Below are 14,183 nucleotides of genomic sequence, written 5' to 3'. Positions count from 1 at the left end.
CGGGGTGAGGTTGGGGTTGGGGGCGGGGCTGTGAGTGGGGGTCTGCGAGCCCGGTGGGGGCTGGTCGCGCAGTTCCCCGCGCCCCTGTCAGGGCGGCCCCTACGGGGCGCCTGACAGGGGCGTCTGGTGCTTAGCTGTGGGCCGCTGCCACTCCTGTCGCGAAGGAGGTGTCGCAGACCGGGCGGGAGAAGGACTGGGCGCGGGACGGGCCGTATGCGCGGACCGCGGCGCGGCCCAGGGCGCGGGCGATCGACGTGCAGTGCTTCGCCAGCGACGGGCGGCCGTTCACCGCCTGCTGGAGGTGGGTGAGGGCGATGCCAGGGTCCTTCTCCTGGAGCTCCAGGAGAAGCTGGTCACGCAGGACGTTCTGCGGTGACGGGGCAGCGGCGGCCCGGGCGGCCAGGTCCTCGGAGGAGGCGGTGAGCACCGAGTCCGAGGGGCTCCCCGACCAGTTGACTCGGGTGACCGCGAGGGTCCCGGACAGCACCAGGACGACGGGCAGGACAAGGGCGAGGCTACGGCCGATCCGGCGGGCGGGGCCACGGCCACTTCGCGTCAGTTGGTTAGTGGAGTGCTTCACGCGAGTGAGGGTAGCGCTCTGTACTGAATTGGCGACATTCAGTCACCCGATCGGGGGATGGATTGGTGCCGATTTCTGGGTAGGGCGTTGACGCACACGATTCGAAACGACCAGTCCGCCGGGGTATCGGGCGTCCGGCAGGCAAACACGCGAAGAGGGCACGCGACGAGCGCGTGCGAGGGGCCCCGCGGCAAGCCGCGGGGCCCCTCGGTGTTCAGGTCAGGTGTTCAGATCGCGTCTCAGTCGGTGAGGCGCTCGCCCGTGGAGGTCGAGAACACGTGGATCTCACCCGGACGCGGCACGACGTGCAGCGTGGCGCCCTTGTCGGGGACGGCACGGCCGCTGACACGGACGACCAGGTCCTTGGTGTCGTTGTCGACCTTGGCGCTGCCGTAGACGTAACCGTCGGCGCCCAGCTCCTCGACGACGTTCACCGTGACGGCGAGACCGGCCGGGGCGTCCGCGGAGTCCTTGGTCAGCGCACTGGCGGCGGCACCGTTGTGCTCGACGACGTCGAAGTGCTCCGGACGGACACCGACCGTGACAGTGGTGTCACCCTTGTCGGCGGCGGCCTTGAGAGCCTCACGGTTGACCGGGACGACCGAGTTGCCGAACTTCACGCCGCCGTCGGTGATCGGGACCTCGATCAGGTTCATCGCCGGGGAACCGATGAAGCCGGCCACGAACAGGTTCTTCGGGCGGTCGTACATGTTGCGCGGGGAGTCGACCTGCTGAAGCAGACCGTCCTTCAGCACCGCCACCCGGTCACCCATGGTCATGGCCTCGACCTGGTCGTGGGTGACGTACACCGTGGTGATGCCGAGACGGCGCTGCAGCGACGCGATCTGCGTACGCGTCGACACACGGAGCTTGGCGTCGAGGTTCGACAGCGGCTCGTCCATGAGGAACACCTGGGGCTCACGCACGATGGCACGACCCATGGCGACACGCTGACGCTGACCACCGGAGAGGGCCTTCGGCTTACGGGCCAGGTAGTCCGTGAGGTCGAGGATCTTCGCCGCGTCCTCGACCTTCTGGCGGATCTCGGCCTTGTTGACGCCGGCGATCTTGAGCGCGAAGCCCATGTTGTCGGCAACCGTCATGTGCGGGTACAGCGCGTAGTTCTGGAACACCATCGCGATGTCCCGGTCCTTCGGCGGCAGATGCGTGACGTCGCGGTCACCGATGCGGATGGCGCCGGCGTTCACGTCCTCGAGCCCCGCGAGCATGCGGAGCGAGGTGGACTTACCGCAACCGGACGGACCGACGAGCACGAGGAACTCGCCGTCCCCGACCTCGATCTCCAGACCATCGACGGCGGGCTTCTCGGTGCCCGGGTAGATGCGGGTCGCCTTGTCGAACGAAACAGTGGCCATGGGTACTAGGCCCCCTTCACCGGCAGGAACGTGCCGGACGATCCGTAGTGGAAGGTGGTGTAGTCCACAGACGTGGACTGGTAGTGGACGGTACCTGGCGTTTCGTCGTCTGTCAGTAGGTGGAGGACTGTGAACTTCGCGGAAATTTTCGAGACGAAGTGTTTCGAGAAGGCAGAGCAACTCACTTTTGACCTTGCCGCAAGGCTTCCTGATTCACCACGCACCGCCGACGCACACAGTCCTCACGAACTGCGCCCGCACGGTCTTACACGCGCTCCACAGGCATTCCGGCCGACGGCCCGTCGGTCCGTACCAGCCGGCCGCCACTAAGCAGCCAGCAGACAATCCTCCAACTCCGACGCCCTGATCAGCGCCGGTACTCCCTTCGAGGGCGGCAGGCCGGCCGCCACCAGCTCGTACAGCCGTAGGCCCTCGTCCCGAAGGTTCACGGCCGCGTTCACATCCCGGTCATGGACGACCCCACACCCGGCACACGTCCACTCCCGGACCGAGACATCCAACTTCGGACCCCTGACATGGCAGACGGAACAACGCCTCGTCGACGGGAAGAAACGGTCGACGACCACCAACGTCCGCCCGTACCACTCGCACTTGTACCGCAACTGCCGCAGCAACTCGCCCCACGCGGCATCGATGATCGACCCGTTGAGCCTCGCCTTACGCCGACGGCCCTTGCCACGTACCGAACGCATCAGGTTTCCGATGGCCAGATCCTCCACCACGAGCACTTGGTTCTCGCGCACCAGGCGGGTCGTGAACTGGTCCAACATGTCCTTGCGTACGTCGCCGATGAGCGCGTAGAGACGCGCGATCTTCCGCCTCACCTTGTCCCGGTTCGCCGAACCCCTCACCTTCTTGTGCAACTCACGCTGCAACCGCGCCAACTTCTCCGCGTACCGCCTCAGCAGTCGCGGATGATCGACCTTCGTCCCGTCGTCCAAAGTGACCAGCGACGCCAGCCCCAGATCCAGCCCCACCACCTTCGGCGCCCGCGAACCCGGCACGAAGGCAGCGGGGAGAGGCCTGATCCGCGCCTCGACGAGCGTCGAGACGAAGAAGCGCCCGGCCCGGTCCCGCGTCACCGACAAACGCACCGGCACAACCCCCGCAGGCAACGCCCGCGACCAACGAACATCCAACGGAACCGACTGCTTCGCCAGAGTGATCAGCCCCGTACCCGGCCGCTCCGCATCCTCCACCCACCGGAAACCGGTCCGTACATACGTCGCCGAATCCTGCGAACGCCCCTTCCGCTTCCGCTGCGGATGCTTCCCCGAACCCTTGAAAAACCGACCGAACGCCTGATCCAGATGCCGCAACGACTGCTGAAGCACCGTCGACGACACCTCCCCGAGCCACGCCGTCCCCTGCACCCGCTTCCAGCCCGTCAACGCCCGACACGACTCCGCGAACCCCACAATCACCCGATGCCGCTCCCAGGCCCCGGACCGCAACGCCAGCCCCTCGTTGTAGACCCACCGACAGGCACCGAACGTCTTCGCCAACTGCTCCGCCTGCTCAGCGGTCGGATAGAAGCGGAAGCGATACAGACGATGCTGCGCATCCGGCTCCTTGACGTGCGCTTTCAACGGAGTCGCCGCCCGCTTGTGATGCTTGCGTCGGTGGCCGATCCCGAGAGCCTCACGCTTGATCCTCTCGGCCTCCTCGCCCGTCACCGCTTCCGGCCTCGGCTGCTCCGCCGACTCCCCCGATTCCCCCATGAATCCCTCCCCGACGATCCGATCTTCGGAACAGCACGTCAGAGCGATCAACGAACGGGTGCGCGGATGGTTACGTTTGGTTTTCGAGACCGAGGCCGACCACGAACTCCGTGGCTCGCGGGGTCGCGCTCTGTGTACAGTGGAGCCGCCTCCGCGTACGGCGTTGTGGTACGCGGTGCCTCCTTAGCTCAGTCCGGCCCAGAGCGGCTGTCTTGTAAACAGCAGGTCATCGGTTCGAATCCGATAGGGGGCTCAGCCGCCCAGGTCAGCCCCGCGCTGACCTGGGCTTCTTCGTGTTCGGGGCTGTGTGATGCTGGCCGGATGACTGAGCAGCGTGAGGTTGTGATCGTCCGTTGGCCGGGGCAGTCCACTGGCGTCGGGTCCTCCGAGGCCGCCGAGCCTGCCGAGCTCACCGGACTCGCCGAATCCTTCGAGGACGGGCTGGCCCGGTTGTTGGCGGCCTATCACCTGCGGACCGAGGCCGAGAAAGGTGTGGCCGTCGGCGGTGTGGGCGGGTTGCCGGGGCGCTATCGGGCGGAGATCTCGGATCCTCGGGCCGCCTTCCGCGACGATGTCGTGCTGGTGGCCCTGAGTGGGGGCGTTGCCGTGGGGTGTCTTGTGGTGGCCGGGCCTGTCGGTGGGCGGGCGGAGGTCAAGCGGGTCTGGACGGATCCGGAGTTCCGGGGGCGGGGTGTCGCGTCCGGTCTGCTCGGGGCGGCGCTTGCGTGGGCTGCGGATGGGGGTGTCAGCAGCGTGCGGTTGTCCGTGTGGGAGTGGCGGACCGGGGCCATTGGGCTCTACGAGCGGTTCGGGTTCGTCGTCACCGAGTCGTGGGACGGGCGGGAGCGGCTGGTGTGTATGGAGCGCGCTGTGTGAGTCGGCGCTGGTGCCGGGTGTTCTGGGTCAGGCCTGGCGTAGTCGGCGGGCGAGTTCCAGGTCCTGTTCGTCCAGGGGGGCGTTGTCCTTGATGGTCCAGAGGGCGTTCTGGAGTACTCGGGCGAGGGTCCAGGCGCGGGCGCGTTCCCGGTCGAGGGAGAGGGCGGCTGTCAGGGCGTCGAAGCGCCAGACGATGTCGTCGGGGTCGAAGCGGTTGTTGATGGCCGGCCAGAGGTCGAAGCCGGGGTCCCCGGCGAGGGGTTTCGGGTCGATGGCGAGCCAGGGGGCGCGGTCGGTGGCGAGGACGTTCTCGTCGTGGAGGTCCCAGTGGAGGAGGCGGTCGCCGGGGTCGGGGGCGACTTCGCGGAGGGCTGCGGCGCAGTCCTGGAGGAGGGCGCGGGTCTCGGGGGCCGGGATGCGGGGGAGTGCCAGGGGCGCCTGGGTGAGCATTCCTGCCGCTGTGTCGCCGAGGCGGCGGATGCCGGGTGGGGCCGGTTCGGCGGTGAGGTGGGCGAGGAGGTCGGCGATGATCAGGGTGGCTTCGTGGGCGTCGGGGTGGTGGGACAGCATGCGGGTCTGGTCGAGGCGTTCCAGGAGCATGGTTCCGGTGGTGGGGTCGTGGTCGAGGAGGCGTACGGCGTGGTTGCCGTTCCAGTGGCGTAGGGCGGTCGGTTCGCCTTCGCTCTCGTCGTCCAGGAGCTGGAGTTTGAGGACGGCGGGGGTGTCGTCGGGTCGGAGGACCGGGAGGACGAGGGCTGTCACGCCGTGCATGGAGGGGCCGTCGAGGCGTAGGTTCCAGCGGTCGAGGAAGTCGGCGGCGCGGGTGGGGAGTGCGGTGATGAAGGCGCGTCCTGCCTCCCCGTTGTACTTGAGCTGGGTGGCGGCCAGTTCGTCGGGGACGTGGATGCGGATCACCGGGCGACTGTATGTGCGTGCGTAAATTGGCGCATGCGATTTCCGGTGGGCCCGCGCAGGGTGTGGGCGTACGTCCGTAGCGCTCCGGGCACGTACCTGTGGTTGCTCGTCCTGTTCGTCACGACGGTGGCTGTGCACCACATGTCGGCGGAGTTCCAGGAGGAGTTTCTGCGGCAGCGGTCGACGAACATCAACGAGTTGTCGGACCATCCGGTGCGTGTGTTGATCTCCAGTGCGATGTGGATCGACGGGTGGTGGACTCCGTATCTCGTTCTGTACTCGGTGTTTCACGCAGGGGTCGAGCGGTGGTTGGGGACCGTGCGGTGGCTGGTGGTGTGGATGAGTGCGCATGTGCTGGCGACGTTGGTGAGTCAGGGTGCGGTGTGGCGGGCGATCCGGGACGGGTCGGCGCCGGCGTCGGCGGCGGACACGATGGATTTCGGGGTGAGTTACGGGCTGGCGGGGGTTGTGGCCGTGCTGACGTACCGGATCGGTCGGCCGTGGTGGCGGTGTGTGTATGTGGTGGGTGTTCTTGTCGTGTACGGGTTGCCACTTGTCGTGTCGCGGACGTTCACCGATCTGGGGCATTTCACCGCGGCGCTGGTGGGGTTCGCGTGTTGGCCGTTGACGCGTGGGCGGGATGCGCGGGTGTGGAAGGCGAAGGCGAAGGCGAAGGGGACGAGGGAGAGGCCGGGGCGGTGAGGGTTAGGGTCCGGCGTTTTGAGCGGCGCGGATGGTGGGGTGGGTGGCCTTGTGTGCGGTCCACTTTCGCGACCTCGGGCCACCTTCAATCGCATGCCTGTTCTCGGCCTCAGGCTTGCTTGAGGTCGAGGGGGTCGAGGCGGTTTCGGCGGTTGCCCAGGGCCAGTGATACGGCGTTCAGCGCGCTGTTGAACGAGACCTCGGCGAGGACGCCGGGGGCCGCTACCTGGTCGCCCGCGAGATAGACGCCGTTGCCGCGTTCGATGGCGGGCCGGTCGCGCCAGCTTGTCCCGGGGAGGTCGACCGCGCCGGTGCGGCCGTTGGCTGTGGCCTCGCGGCGCCAGGTGACGCGTTCGCGCCAGCCGTCGAAGGCCAGGTCGAGGAGTTCCTCGGCATGGGCGATGCCCTCGGTGCGGGAGGCGTCCGGGCCGATCGGGAACTGGCCCTGGAGGAGCTGTTCGCCGGCCGGGGCGAGGGTGCGGTCCTGTGCGGTGAAGCGTTCCAGCCAGCCGGGTGCGTCGAGGTCGGAGACGACGAAGGGGTCGCCGCGCCGGGTGCGTACGGCGAGGTCGAGGAGGGCCGTACGGGCGCCGGTCCAGGTGAGGGTGTCGTCGTTCAGGAGGCGCCGGGCGGCGTCGAGGGAGGTGGCGACGATGACGGGTGTGTCCGTGGGGAGCGTGTCGACGCGGGACAGGGTCTCCACCCGTACGCCCAGGTTCCAGGCGCGGGCGGCCATCCGGTCGATGACGCTGGCCCAGCCGCCGCGCGGGTAGTGGGCTTCGGGTGGGAGGGCTGCGGCGCGGCGTAGCCGTTCCTGGACGAAGGCCGCGGACAGGGCGCCGGGGTCGTGGTGGAAGAGGGCGACGGCGGAGTAGTGCGCGGCTGCCCGGGCGCCTTTTTCGCCTGCCTGTTCGGTGGCCCAGGTCATGAAGTCGACGTCCACGGGCGCGTGTTGGGCGCTGCGGCGGAGCAGCTTGAGCATGGCGAGGGGTGGGGTGCGGCGCAGGGCGCCCTGGTGGCGGAAGTGGAAGCGGGCGGCTTCGAGCGGGGGCAGTGGGGCGAGTGGGCCGATGAGGTCGCGCCGGGTGAGCCAGGTCCAGTGCGGGCCGCCGCTGTAGAGGGCGTGCGGGCCCTCGTTCGTACGGTAGGGCTCCTCGGCGGTGCGGCCCCGGCCGCCGAGGGTGTGGTGGGCCTCGTGCACGGTGACCTTGGCGCCCGCCTCCGCGGCGGCGATGGCGGCGGTCAGGCCGGCGAAGCCGCCGCCGATGACGGTGAGGGGGGTGCGGGCGTGGGTGCGGTTTTTCGTGCGGTTGTCGGTTCGGTTGTCGGTGCGGGCCGGGTGCATGTCTGGGGTCTCCCTGTGGTGGGCGCCTCGCTGCTTCCGTGAGTACGACTGATGGAGGGGGTCGGAATGTGACATGGGGGTGGATGGGGAGGGGGTTCCGCAGGTCAGGGGGATTGTCAGTGGTGGGGTGCAGGATGGGGGCATGGCGAGGCGAGTGGTGGGTGGTGCGGGGAGTACGGGGGGTTCCGCTTCGGGGATGAAGGAGGCTCGGCGGCCCGAGGTGCGGTTGCCGGTGCTGGAGCCGTTCGGGGGCGGTGAGCTGGAGCCGGACGGGGACTATGACGGGCTGGAGTTCCGGGAGGCCGACTTCGCCGGGCAGGACGGTGGGGGTGCCCGGTTCATGGACTGCGCGTTGACGGGGTGCGCGCTGGACGAGACCCGGCTGCACCACGCCCGGCTGCTCGACTCGGTCCTGACGGGCATCCGGGGGGTCGGCACGGACCTCGCCGAGTCGACCCTGCGTGATGTGGAGCTGGTCGATGCCCGGCTGGGCGGGGTGCAGCTGCACGGGGCTGTGCTGGAGCGGGTGGTGGTGCGGGGCGGGAAGATCGACTATCTGAACCTGCGCAAGTCGAAGCTGAAGGACGTCGTCTTCGAGGGGTGCGTGCTGGTGGAGCCGGACTTCGGGGGTGCGGTGCTGGAGCGGGTGGAGTTCGTGGACTGTGCGCTGAAGGGGGCGGACTTCAGTGAGGCGAGGCTGAGGGACGTGGACTTTCGGCGGGCTGCGGAGCTGGGGTTCGCGCGGGGGGTGGACCGGCTGGCGGGGGCGGTGATCAGTCCTGTGCAGTTGCTTGATCTGGCGGGGGTGTTCGCGGCGGAGTTGGGGGTGCGGGTGGAGTAGGTGGGGTGTTTCCCCAGGGGTGGGCGGGCCCCGCTCAGCGCACCCTCGGGAAGCGGGCCTGGAGTGTCCAGATCGCCGGGTTCTCGCCGAGGGCGTCGTGCAGGTCGATCAGGTCGGCCAGTACGTCGTGCAGGAAGTCCCGAGCCTCCTTGCGGAGTTCCGCGTGGGAGAAGGTGAGCGCGGGTTCCTCCGCCGGCATCCAGTCGGACTCGATGTCCACCCACCCGAAGCGGCGCTCGAAGAGCATGCGGTCGGTGGATTCGGTGAAGTCCAGTTCCGCGTACTGGGGGCGGGAGGCGCGTGAGCCCGCGGGGTCCTGGTCCAACTGCTCCACGATGTCGCACAGGGCCCACGCGAAGTCGAGGACCGGTACCCATCCCCAGGCTGTGGACAGTTCCCGGTCCGCCTTGGTGTCGGCGAGGTAGACGTCTCCGCAGAACAGGTCGTGGCGCAGTGTGTGGACGTCCGCGCGGCGGTAGTCGGTCTGCGGGGGGTCCGGGAACCGGTTGGAGAGGGCGTAGCCGATATCGAGCACGGGGGTGATGGTGTCACGAGGGGATTCCCACCCGGGACCCGTGTGCGCAGGGGAGGCGTTCTTGGCGTCCTGCGGTCTTCGGCAGCCTGGGAATGTCCCGATGCGCGGGCGACGCGCGGGCGATGCATGGGTGGACGGGGGTGGACGGGGGTGCGATGCGCGGGCACGCGAAAGCCCCCGTCCCGACGCCGATCTGACGTACTGGCGTCCGGCCGGGGGCTTTTCAGCCGCGGGGTGCGGCTCTGGCGTCGACTCAGACGTTGACGCCGAAGTCCTGGGCGATGCCCACGAGGCCCGAGGCGTAACCCTGGCCTACCGCGCGGAACTTCCACTCCGCGCCGTTGCGGTACAGCTCGCCGAAGACCATGGCCGTCTCCGTCGCCGCGTCCTCGGAGAGGTCGTAGCGGGCGATCTCGGCGCCGCCTGCCTCGTTCAGGATGCGGATGTACGCGTTGCGGACCTGGCCGAAGTTCTGCGAGCGGTTCTCCGCGTCGTAGATCGAGACCGGGAAGACGATCTTGTCGATGTCGGCGGGGAGGCCGGCGAGGTTGACCTTGATCGCCTCGTCGTCGCCCGCGCCCTCGCCCGTGCGGTTGTCGCCGGTGTGGACGATGGTCTTGTCCGGGGTCTCCTTGTTGTTGAAGAAGACGAAGTGGGCGTCCGAGAAGACCTTGCCCTGCGTGTTGACCGCGATCGCCGAGGCGTCAAGGTCGAAGTCCGTGCCGGTGGTGCTGCGGACGTCCCAGCCGAGGCCCACGGTGACGGCGGTCAGGCCCGGAGCCTCCTTGGTGAGCGAGACGTTGCCACCCTTGGACAGGCTTACAGCCATTGTTGGGAGTCCTTCCCTCGTTTGACAAACGTGCGGTACGTGCGTGCGGCGCGGAGCCCCGTACGGGACGAAGCTACCGTCACCCCTATGAACGCCGGTGGGGGTCCCGAAGGTTCCGCGCGCCTTTACTTTCTTTACCTACCTTGTCGGGGTGAAAACGGGGTGACGTGGACCGGACAGGCGCGCGACCATGGGGGCATGTCCGGTCCCTATCTCATCCGTGGCTCCGTCTCGCTCCCCGAGGCCGAGCTCATGTGGCGTTTCTCGCGGTCCGGCGGGCCGGGCGGGCAGCACGTCAACACCAGTGACACGCGGGTCGAGTTGAGCCTCGACCTCGCGGGCACCGAGGCGCTCCCCGAGGTCTGGAAGCGGCGCGCGCTGGAGCATCTCGCCGGACGGCTCGTCGACGGAGTCGTCACCGTCCGCTCCTCCGAGCACCGCTCGCAGTGGCGCAACCGTGAGGCGGCGGCCGTACGGCTGGCCGCTCTCCTCGCCGAGGCCACCGCGCCGCCGCCCAAGCCCCGTACCCCCACCCGTATCCCGCGCCGAATCAACGAACGCCGGTTGCGGCAGAAGAAGGCACGCGCGGATGTGAAGCGGGGTCGTACGGGACGGGACTGGGGTTAACCGGTAACCGGTGACCGCCGGCGAGTTGCCGGTGACGGATGAACGATCGTGAATTTCCCAACGGCCGGGAGAAAGAACCGTGGAACGGCCCCGGGAATGAATTTCTCGCCGTGCGGTTCGAATCACACCGAAGTCGTCTTCGGGTCGTCGCCCACCGAATGCTCGGTTCGGCCGCTGAAGCGGATGACGCCGTTCAGGAAGCGTGGGGCGATTTCCACGCCCTTGGTCGCCGGACTCGACCCGGACGTGGTCGCGCGTTCGGCACCGGTCCCGCCGTGTTCTCGGGTGCGGAGGGCGGCGAGGGATAGGAGGGGTGCGGGAGCCTGGAGCGCATGGAGCGAGTCCTGACATTTACGTTCGTACACGCAAAGGTCGCCGTGATCGACAGGTCGGTGTCAGGTCGGTGCTAGGTCAGTTGCAGCACGCCGACCGTCTGGCCCCCGCTGGTCTCGCCGGTGGGGCTGAAGCCCAGGGCCAGGTAGAAGGGTTCGGGGCCGGTCGGGCCGGGGTGCCAGGTGACGTAGAGGTCGGTGCCCCCGCGGTGGCGGATCTCGGCGGCGACGGACTCGACGGCGAAACGGCCGTAGCCCTTGCCCTGTTCGTCGGCCGCGATGTTCAGGCGCCACAGGCCGGAGCGCAGGTCGGTGCCGGTGTCGCCCCAGGCGATGTCGAAGAAGGCCATGAGGAAGCCGACGGGACGCTCGCCGTCGAGGATCAGCCGGGGCCAGGCGGCGCGCGGATGGATGTACGCCTCGGCCAGGGACTTCATGACCGGCGAGACCGCGTGTTCCTGGTCCGGGCGGACCCGTACGGCGACGGCCGCGTCGAAGTTGTCGGAGCTGATCCGCTCCAGCCGGAGCGTGTCGTTCGTCATATGGCGAACGTAGGCCGTCCGGCAGCGGTGTGACCAGCGGGTTTCTCGTCAGTCGAGCCGGCGGTAACGGCCGCGGAAGTACGCCAGTGGACCCCCGTCCGCGTGCGGCGCGGTCGCCGTGAGGACGCGGCCGATCACCAGGGTGTGGTCGCCGGCCGTGACCCGCTGTTCCGTGCGGCACTCCAGGGTCGCCAGGGCGCCCTCCATCAGGGGGGCGCCGGACGCCTCGCCCCGGATGTGGGGGAGGTCCGCGAAGAGGAGGCGGTCGCTGATGCGGCCCTTCATCGCGAACCGGCCCGCGACGTGCCGCTGGTTCTCGGAGAGGACGGAGACCGCCCACAGGGGCTGTTCGTCGAGCAGGTCGTCCATCCGGGAGCCCTCGCGCACGCTGACCATGACGAGGGGCGGGTCCAGGGAGACCGAGAGGAAGGCGGTCGCCGTCATGCCGACGTCCTCGCCGCCGGGCGCGTGCGGATCGGTGGCGTCGAGCGGCGGCTCCTGTGCGGTCACCAGGACCACGCCCGAGGCGAGGCGGGACATGGCGGCGCGGAAGTCGTCGTTGCTCACTCCCCCAGGATGCCCGGCGCGAGGGAGGACGGGAGAGAGGGGTACGGCACGGCTGGTTGCGGCACGGCTGGGTACGGCGGAGGGAGTCAGCACATGGAAAAGCTATTCGTGGTCCCTGTGGCACCGCATCGGACCAGCGCCCGAACCGGGACCTAGGACTCCCGGCGGACCCCCAAAGATCGGGAACGGCCCCGCCGACTTCCTCCCGCCCGTATCCTCGCTCGTAGTATCCGCACGGATACAAAGTTTGCGTTCAGTAAATGCACAGGGAGAACTCAGAAACTCCACTCAATTGCTCATCTTTCGCTGTGACTTGAGTCACAGGTGACCTTTTTTGTTGACCCTGTGTACCGAGTGGGCAGCGCGCTGTGATTCAGTGGCGGAGAAGGTGAGATAGGCGGAAGGAGGGCGAATGGAGACCGACCAGGAGCCGTACGTCCGTCTTGCGACCTTGCGGCAGCTGCACCAGGTCATGGCGGACATGAACACGGCGCGCAGTCTGGCGGACACCCTCCAGACCGTCGCCGACGGCGTCGTCAACGGCCTCGGTTACGAGCTGGCCTGCGTCAACCTCGTCCGCCCCGACGGCGATCTCGTCGTCGCCGCCTTCGCCGGAAACTCCGCCGCCGAGGCCCTCATCACCGGCCGGGTCGGCTCACGCGACTCCTGGGAACGCCGGCTCGTCATGGGCGAGGCCTGGGGCGACCTGGTGTTCATACCGCACACCGAGGGCTGGGTCCTCGACGACGACGACGTCCCGCAGTGGTACACCGACGGCCCCGCCCCGCGCTTCGAGGACGAGTGGCACCCCTCGGACCGGCTCTTCGCACCGATGTTCACCCCGAGCGTGCCCGGCGGCACCTGCGGCGAACTGATCGGCGTGCTGTCCGTGGACCGGCCGCGCAACGGCCGCCGACCGGGGGCGTGGGGCAAGGAAGCGCTCCAGATGTACGCGTTCCAGGCCGCCATCGCGATCAGCAACGCACGTCTACGCGCGAATATGCAGCGGGCACTGGTCAGACTTGAACGCGAGCAGCAGGCGCTCCGGGCCAGTGAGGAAAGCTTCCGTCAGGCCTTCGAGTACGCGCCCTCCGGCATGGCCATCGCCGAGATGGGCGGCGACCAGCAGGGGCGAATACTCCGCACCAACGACGCCCTGTGCCGTCTGTTGGGCCGCCCCGCCTCCGCGATGCGCCGCTACGCCTTCTCCGACCTCGTGCACCCCGAGGACATAGGCACCCTGCTGCGCACCTCCGCCGAGGGCGGGCGCGCCGAACTGCGGCTCTGCCGCCGGGACGGCTCGTACCTGTGGGCGTCGCTGCGCAACTCCGTCGTCGCGGACGCCGCCGACGGGCCGCGCTTCCTGCTCACCCACGTCGAGGACATCGAGGAGCGCAAGCGCCGCGAGCTGCAGCTCGCCCACCGCGCCTCCCACGACTCCCTCACCGGTCTGCCCAACTCCGCCGAGCTGCGTGCCCGGCTCAGCTCCCGCCTCTGCCAGCGCCCGCAGACGGCGGCTCCCGGACTGGTCGAGTCGGTCGACGCAGCCTACGGCCACGCCCAGCTGGACCCCTTCGGTACACACGACCAGTACACGGCGGTGCCGGCGCCCGTGACGGACGCCGGAATCCAGCCGTACGACGCGAACGGCCACGGGTTCGACTTCCGTGGCGCCCCCGAGGTGTACGGCGCGTACGACCACCACGTCCACGCCGTCGCCCCCGAGGGTGAACACGACGACGGGACGAAGGGGCTCGCGGTTCTCTTCTGCGACCTCGACGGCTTCAAGTCGATCAACGACCGTTTCGGGCACAACGCCGGCGACGCGGTACTGATCGAGGTGGCCCGGCGGCTCGGCGGGGCCGTGCGCGACGGCGACACGGTGGCCCGGCTCGGCGGCGACGAGTTCGTGGTCCTCGCCGACGGCCTGGGCCGGGCCGACGCCCAGGACCTGGCCGTACGCCTGCGCAACGAGATCATCCAGCCCATCCGGGTCGACGGCCGCGCGATGCGGGTCGGTGCGAGTTTCGGTATCGGGTGGGCACACTGCGGGATGACGGCGGACGAAGTCCTGAAGTCGGCGGACGAGCGGATGTACATCGAGAAACGATCTCGTCCCAAACAGCACCGGCGTGCGGGATAAGTCGCAGGTGAGTTGGTTGATGCGGCGAACGCCACCCGTTTGGCCCTCTGGGAGCGGGTAGGCTCGCTTGCATTGAGGAGACCAAGGGGTCACTCGCTCCACGGCCGGACGGCCGGGGCTCGTCCGGTCGCGGGTGGGCTCTGAGTGACCAGCCCGAGCCGTCATCAATGAGGGGGTGACCTTGATGGCTACGTTCCGTGCGGGTACGCCGACCCACCTGGCCGTGCTTCC

General features: G+C 68.9%; 15 protein-coding genes, 1 tRNA gene and 1 pseudogene. 7 read left to right on the top strand and 10 right to left on the bottom strand.

All coding sequences use genetic code 11. The annotated features are described in order from the left end of the window. Positions 1-130: 130 nt before the first annotated feature. The 3 genes from QA861_RS20095 to QA861_RS20085 form a co-directional block, all read right to left on the bottom strand. Entirely contained in the window at positions 131-580 is a 450-nt protein-coding gene (locus tag QA861_RS20095; protein ID WP_334589714.1) for a hypothetical protein, read from the bottom strand. A 239-nt stretch (positions 581-819) separates the two neighbouring features. Continuing rightward, positions 820-1,956 (bottom strand): ABC transporter ATP-binding protein, encoded by a 1,137-nt coding sequence (locus QA861_RS20090; protein ID WP_334589713.1) that lies wholly within the window; start codon positions 1,954-1,956, stop codon positions 820-822. Positions 1,957-2,282: 326 nt separating this feature from the next. Next, positions 2,283-3,698, bottom strand: a complete 1,416-nt coding sequence (locus QA861_RS20085) for an RNA-guided endonuclease InsQ/TnpB family protein (protein ID WP_334589712.1) — start codon at positions 3,696-3,698, stop codon at positions 2,283-2,285. A 177-nt stretch (positions 3,699-3,875) separates the two neighbouring features. Here QA861_RS20085 and QA861_RS20080 point away from each other — a divergent pair. Continuing rightward, positions 3,876-3,951, top strand: a tRNA-Thr gene (locus QA861_RS20080). A 68-nt stretch (positions 3,952-4,019) separates the two neighbouring features. Beyond that, positions 4,020-4,574, top strand: coding sequence for a GNAT family N-acetyltransferase (locus QA861_RS20075; RefSeq protein ID WP_334589711.1), 555 nt, complete (start codon positions 4,020-4,022; stop codon positions 4,572-4,574). Positions 4,575-4,601: 27 nt separating this feature from the next. Here the strand turns inward: QA861_RS20075 and QA861_RS20070 are convergent, their stop codons facing one another. After that, positions 4,602-5,489, bottom strand: a complete 888-nt coding sequence (locus QA861_RS20070; protein ID WP_334589710.1) for an aminoglycoside phosphotransferase family protein — start codon at positions 5,487-5,489, stop codon at positions 4,602-4,604. A 33-nt stretch (positions 5,490-5,522) separates the two neighbouring features. Between QA861_RS20070 and QA861_RS20065 the strand changes: the two genes are divergently transcribed. Further along, the gene (locus QA861_RS20065) at positions 5,523-6,191 is read left to right on the top strand and encodes a rhomboid-like protein (RefSeq protein ID WP_334589709.1); all 669 of its coding nucleotides are present in this window, start codon (positions 5,523-5,525) and stop codon (positions 6,189-6,191) included. A gap of 109 nt (positions 6,192-6,300) precedes the next feature. On the opposite strand, the gene QA861_RS20060 is transcribed toward QA861_RS20065, so the two are convergent. Beyond that, positions 6,301-7,536 (bottom strand): NAD(P)-binding protein, encoded by a 1,236-nt coding sequence (locus QA861_RS20060; RefSeq protein WP_334589708.1) that lies wholly within the window; start codon positions 7,534-7,536, stop codon positions 6,301-6,303. Positions 7,537-7,732: 196 nt separating this feature from the next. On the opposite strand from QA861_RS20060, the gene QA861_RS20055 reads away from it, so the two are divergent. Continuing rightward, complete coding sequence (locus tag QA861_RS20055) at positions 7,733-8,377, top strand: pentapeptide repeat-containing protein (protein ID WP_334589707.1); 645 nt, start codon at positions 7,733-7,735, stop codon at positions 8,375-8,377. A gap of 34 nt (positions 8,378-8,411) precedes the next feature. On the opposite strand, the gene QA861_RS20050 is transcribed toward QA861_RS20055, so the two are convergent. Both QA861_RS20050 and QA861_RS20045 read right to left on the bottom strand, forming a co-directional pair. Next, the gene (locus QA861_RS20050; protein ID WP_334589706.1) at positions 8,412-8,912 is read right to left on the bottom strand and encodes a hypothetical protein; all 501 of its coding nucleotides are present in this window, start codon (positions 8,910-8,912) and stop codon (positions 8,412-8,414) included. Positions 8,913-9,165: 253 nt separating this feature from the next. After that, the gene (locus QA861_RS20045) at positions 9,166-9,741 is read right to left on the bottom strand and encodes a TerD family protein (RefSeq protein ID WP_006382336.1); all 576 of its coding nucleotides are present in this window, start codon (positions 9,739-9,741) and stop codon (positions 9,166-9,168) included. 198 nt (positions 9,742-9,939) lie between these two features. On the opposite strand from QA861_RS20045, the gene arfB reads away from it, so the two are divergent. Further along, positions 9,940-10,368, top strand: coding sequence for an alternative ribosome rescue aminoacyl-tRNA hydrolase ArfB (gene arfB / locus QA861_RS20040; RefSeq protein WP_334589705.1), 429 nt, complete (start codon positions 9,940-9,942; stop codon positions 10,366-10,368). A gap of 38 nt (positions 10,369-10,406) precedes the next feature. Beyond that, positions 10,407-10,574, top strand: a pseudogene (locus tag QA861_RS20035) (sigma factor); the annotation flags it as partial. On the opposite strand, the gene QA861_RS20030 reads toward QA861_RS20035, so the two are convergent. From QA861_RS20030 to QA861_RS20020, 3 genes are read right to left on the bottom strand one after another with little or no spacing between them, the layout of a single operon-like run. Beyond that, on the bottom strand, positions 10,491-10,733 hold the full coding sequence (locus tag QA861_RS20030) for a hypothetical protein (RefSeq protein WP_334590686.1): 243 nt from the start codon (positions 10,731-10,733) through the stop codon (positions 10,491-10,493). The pseudogene QA861_RS20035 and the gene QA861_RS20030 sit on opposite strands and share 84 nt — an antisense overlap. Before the next feature lie 41 nt (positions 10,734-10,774). Next, positions 10,775-11,242, bottom strand: coding sequence for a GNAT family N-acetyltransferase (locus QA861_RS20025; protein ID WP_334589704.1), 468 nt, complete (start codon positions 11,240-11,242; stop codon positions 10,775-10,777). Between the two features lie 48 nt (positions 11,243-11,290). Then, positions 11,291-11,782 (bottom strand): flavin reductase family protein, encoded by a 492-nt coding sequence (locus QA861_RS20020; RefSeq protein ID WP_443041567.1) that lies wholly within the window; start codon positions 11,780-11,782, stop codon positions 11,291-11,293. 439 nt (positions 11,783-12,221) lie between these two features. Here QA861_RS20020 and cdgB point away from each other — a divergent pair, with 439 nt between their 5' ends. After that, positions 12,222-13,952, top strand: a complete 1,731-nt coding sequence (cdgB, locus tag QA861_RS20015) for a diguanylate cyclase CdgB (RefSeq protein WP_334589702.1) — start codon at positions 12,222-12,224, stop codon at positions 13,950-13,952. Positions 13,953-14,183 lie beyond the last annotated feature (231 nt).

The organism is Streptomyces sp. B21-083, from assembly GCF_036898825.1.
Lineage (GTDB): Bacteria > Actinomycetota > Actinomycetes > Streptomycetales > Streptomycetaceae > Streptomyces.
Note: the sequence above shows the minus strand (reverse complement) of the source record. Positions and strands in the feature narration are given on the sequence as shown.

Bases quoted from the DNA above. Each gene is read 5' to 3' on its own strand.
- QA861_RS20090 (WP_334589713.1), bottom strand. From the start codon at position 1,956: ATGGCCACTGTTTCGTTCGACAAGGCGACCCGCATCTACCCGGGCACC.
- QA861_RS20085 (WP_334589712.1), bottom strand. From the start codon at position 3,698: ATGGGGGAATCGGGGGAGTCGGCGGAGCAGCCGAGGCCGGAAGCGGTG.
- QA861_RS20075 (WP_334589711.1), top strand. From the start codon at position 4,020: ATGACTGAGCAGCGTGAGGTTGTGATCGTCCGTTGGCCGGGGCAGTCC.
- QA861_RS20065 (WP_334589709.1), top strand. From the start codon at position 5,523: ATGCGATTTCCGGTGGGCCCGCGCAGGGTGTGGGCGTACGTCCGTAGC.
- QA861_RS20060 (WP_334589708.1), bottom strand. From the start codon at position 7,536: ATGCACCCGGCCCGCACCGACAACCGAACCGACAACCGCACGAAAAAC.
- QA861_RS20055 (WP_334589707.1), top strand. From the start codon at position 7,733: ATGAAGGAGGCTCGGCGGCCCGAGGTGCGGTTGCCGGTGCTGGAGCCG.
- QA861_RS20045 (WP_006382336.1), bottom strand. From the start codon at position 9,741: ATGGCTGTAAGCCTGTCCAAGGGTGGCAACGTCTCGCTCACCAAGGAG.
- arfB (WP_334589705.1), top strand. From the start codon at position 9,940: ATGTCCGGTCCCTATCTCATCCGTGGCTCCGTCTCGCTCCCCGAGGCC.
- QA861_RS20025 (WP_334589704.1), bottom strand. From the start codon at position 11,242: ATGACGAACGACACGCTCCGGCTGGAGCGGATCAGCTCCGACAACTTC.
- QA861_RS20020 (WP_443041567.1), bottom strand. From the start codon at position 11,782: ATGTCCCGCCTCGCCTCGGGCGTGGTCCTGGTGACCGCACAGGAGCCG.
- cdgB (WP_334589702.1), top strand. From the start codon at position 12,222: ATGGAGACCGACCAGGAGCCGTACGTCCGTCTTGCGACCTTGCGGCAG.